The 2,618-nt window shown below is 68.9% G+C and carries 5 protein-coding genes; 2 read left to right on the plus strand and 3 right to left on the minus strand.

What is annotated here, in order from left to right; translation table 11 throughout:
• The first annotated feature begins 58 nt into the window (after positions 1-58).
• Complete coding sequence (locus tag AB0M20_RS37190) at positions 59-433, plus strand: metalloregulator ArsR/SmtB family transcription factor (protein WP_364305455.1); 375 nt, start codon at positions 59-61, stop codon at positions 431-433.
• Positions 434-436: 3 nt separating this feature from the next.
• Here AB0M20_RS37190 and AB0M20_RS37195 read toward each other — a convergent pair whose 3' ends face one another.
• Genes AB0M20_RS37195 through AB0M20_RS37205 form a run of 3 tightly spaced genes read right to left on the minus strand, consistent with a single transcriptional unit; the run spans position 437 to position 2,275 of the window.
• Positions 437-1,423, minus strand: coding sequence for a DMT family transporter (locus AB0M20_RS37195; protein ID WP_364305457.1), 987 nt, complete (start codon positions 1,421-1,423; stop codon positions 437-439).
• Positions 1,398-1,937, minus strand: coding sequence for an N-acetyltransferase family protein (locus AB0M20_RS37200; protein ID WP_364305459.1), 540 nt, complete (start codon positions 1,935-1,937; stop codon positions 1,398-1,400). Before AB0M20_RS37200 ends, AB0M20_RS37195 begins: the two co-directional genes overlap by 26 nt.
• Entirely contained in the window at positions 1,934-2,275 is a 342-nt protein-coding gene (locus AB0M20_RS37205; RefSeq protein WP_364305462.1) for a metalloregulator ArsR/SmtB family transcription factor, read from the minus strand. The genes AB0M20_RS37200 and AB0M20_RS37205 overlap by 4 nt, the downstream gene beginning before the upstream one ends.
• A 76-nt stretch (positions 2,276-2,351) precedes the next feature.
• Here AB0M20_RS37205 and AB0M20_RS37210 point away from each other — a divergent pair.
• Positions 2,352-2,618, plus strand: a 267-nt coding sequence (locus AB0M20_RS37210) for a metalloregulator ArsR/SmtB family transcription factor (protein WP_364305460.1), incomplete at its 3' end; no start/stop codon positions are given.

A 2,618-nucleotide genomic window follows, 5' to 3' on the forward strand; every position in this document is an offset into this window, starting at 1 on the left:
TCGACGTTTATCGAAACCGAGACTTGCACGCGGTTTCGACATCTGTCAACCTCGAAGCATGTCGAAATCAGGGTCTCTCGCCGTGGCGAGCTTGAACGCGGACACCCCCTGCTGCCCGCCGATCGCGGAAACCCGGATCCCCGCTGAAGCCGCCGCGGTCCTGGCACCGGCCTTCAAGGCCCTCGGCGACCCGACGCGGCTGCAGCTGATGTCGATGATCGCGTCGGCGCCCGGCGGTGAGATCTGTGTGTGCGACCTCACCCCGGCGTTCGAGATCTCCGGAACGACGATCTCGCACCACCTCAAGGTGCTCCGCGAGGCCGGCCTGGTCGACGCCGAACGCCGCGCGAGCTGGGTGTACTACCGGCCCCGCCCTGGCCTGATGCGGCAGCTCGCCGGCCTGCTCGCCGTCGAGGAATCCGCAGCCGTCTGAGCGTCACGTGGCCCGGTTCCGATCGAGCGGGCGCGCCGCGACAACCGCGACCGCGCTCACCGCGATCACGGCGCCCGCCCACTGCAGCGCAGTCAGCCGCTCCCCGGCAAGGTGACCGGCGGCTACGCCGAATATCGGAACCAGGGCGATGAAAGATCCGGCCACCGCGGCGGGCATGCGGCGCAGCCCGGTGAGGTACAGCCAGAAGGCCAGCCCGTAGTAGAGAACCCCCGAACCGGCCGCCGCGAGCCATCCCGCCGAGGTCATCGATGTCAGGCGCCACGCTTGCCCCGTGCCGACGACATCGACGACCGCGGCGACCAGGACGGCGAATCCGAGCGCCGTCGCCTGCTGGATCAGCACCACCGTGGTGGCGGCGTCGTCCAGAATCAGCCACCTGGTCAGGACCGAGTACAACGCACAGGCGCCGACCGCCCCCAGGGTCAGCATGATGCCGGTGGTGCGGCCGGTGGCGTCCGGCCGGTACACCACCAGCAGCGCCCCCGCGACGGCGACGGCCATCGCGACGGCGAGGACGGCCGAGACGCGTTCGCGCAGCACAAGGATCGCAAGCAGCGCAATCAGGACCGGTTCGGTGGCCCACAACAGGACCGACATGCTCGCCGAGATCGACGTCAGCCCGACCAGGCTGAGGGCGTAGGCCAGGCCCGGATTCAACACGCCCAGAGCTGCCAGCCGCCGCAACTGCGGCGACCATCTGATCCGTGGTGACCGGCCGATCCGGGTGACAGCGAACAGGAACAGGCAGCTGGCGGCGAGTTGCAGGGCGAGGAGCGTTAGCGGAGGGACATCGGCGAGAACGTGCTTGGTGACGACGGTTCCCAGGCCCCAGCAGGCGGCGGCAGCCACCAGAGCCAAGGCAGGGTGCAGCGAGAACGGTGCGAGCATGACGGCGACACTCCGGAACGTGAGCGGGGACGAATCGGCAGAGGAACCTGCGGAATCAGCTCGTCGGGTCTTCGTCGTCACAGCGGTCGTAGGCGGGCAAACGGCTGCGGCGTTCGATGAAGATGACGTCGCGCCACCGGTTGCCCTGGGTGAGATGCCGGCCGACCCGTTCCCGGACGCCGACGACCCGGAATCCTGCCGCCTTGTGCAGGGCGAGGCTGGCATCGTTCTCCGGGAACACTCCGGATTGCACGGTCCAGATGCCGCCCGCCTCGGTGGAGTCGATCAGCCCGTCGAGCAAGGTCCGGCCGACGCCGCGCCCGCGGGCGGCGGGATCGACGTAGACGGAGTGCTCGACGACGCCCGCGTAGGCGGCCTTCGGCGAGACGTGCGAGACGGCCACCCAGCCCAGTACGGCGCCGTGCTCGTTGACGGCGACCAAGCGATGCTCGGGCAACCTGCCGGCGTCGAACGCCGCCCAGGACGGCGCGGTGTGCTCGAAGCCGGCGTTGCCCCCGTCCAGGCCGGCCTGATAGATGGCCAGCACCGCGGCCGCATCGGACGGCCGCATCGGACGGATCGTCACCGCGTTCATCCACAATCCTCCGCGGTGATCGGCGCCGGCCGGCCCATCACGACATCAGCCGCGGAGGGAAAGCACACCACGCAGCGCCGGTTGATCCGGTAGTGCCGAGCATTGCCGACCGCCTCGACGAGCACGAACCGCACCGCGGTGAGGATCTTCAAGTGCTGCGACACGGTGGATTGCGCCAGACCGGCCGCGGCCACAAGCTCGCCCACGCTCATCGGCCGGTCCTGCCGGGCCAGGTACTCCACGATCTGCACTCGCGACGGATCCGCCAGCGCCCGAAACCACGAGGCGTACTCCTCCGCGACTCCCCGGTCCAGCAGTTCGGCCACCCGCACCTCCATCATCGTCAATCGCCGATTAACGATGAAGTTTAGCCATGCCTTGACCACAATGCAAAGGTCAGCAAAGATTGAGTCAATGAACGATGATGCTTCTTCGTTGCAGGCGCGGGCCAGAGTGCATGCCGCTCTTGGCGATCCCGCCCGCCTGGCGATCGTCGACGCGCTCACCGTGGGCGACGCCTCCCCCGGTGAGATCGGCCAGACCCTCGCCATGCCGACCAACTTGGTCGCCCATCACCTGAAGGTGCTGCAGGAGGCAGGGCTGATCCTGCGTACCCGATCCGAGGGCGACCGCCGCCGCACCTACCTGCGGCTGCGGCCGGAGGCGCTCGAGTCGTTGGCG

Source organism: Actinoplanes sp. NPDC051633 (assembly GCF_040681735.1).
GTDB lineage: Bacteria > Actinomycetota > Actinomycetes > Mycobacteriales > Micromonosporaceae > Actinoplanes.

Coding starts and splice junctions, on each gene's coding strand:
- AB0M20_RS37190 (WP_364305455.1), top strand. CDS start 59: ATGTCGAAATCAGGGTCTCTCGCCGTGGCGAGCTTGAACGCGGACACC.
- AB0M20_RS37200 (WP_364305459.1), bottom strand. CDS start 1,937: ATGAACGCGGTGACGATCCGTCCGATGCGGCCGTCCGATGCGGCCGCG.
- AB0M20_RS37205 (WP_364305462.1), bottom strand. CDS start 2,275: ATGGAGGTGCGGGTGGCCGAACTGCTGGACCGGGGAGTCGCGGAGGAG.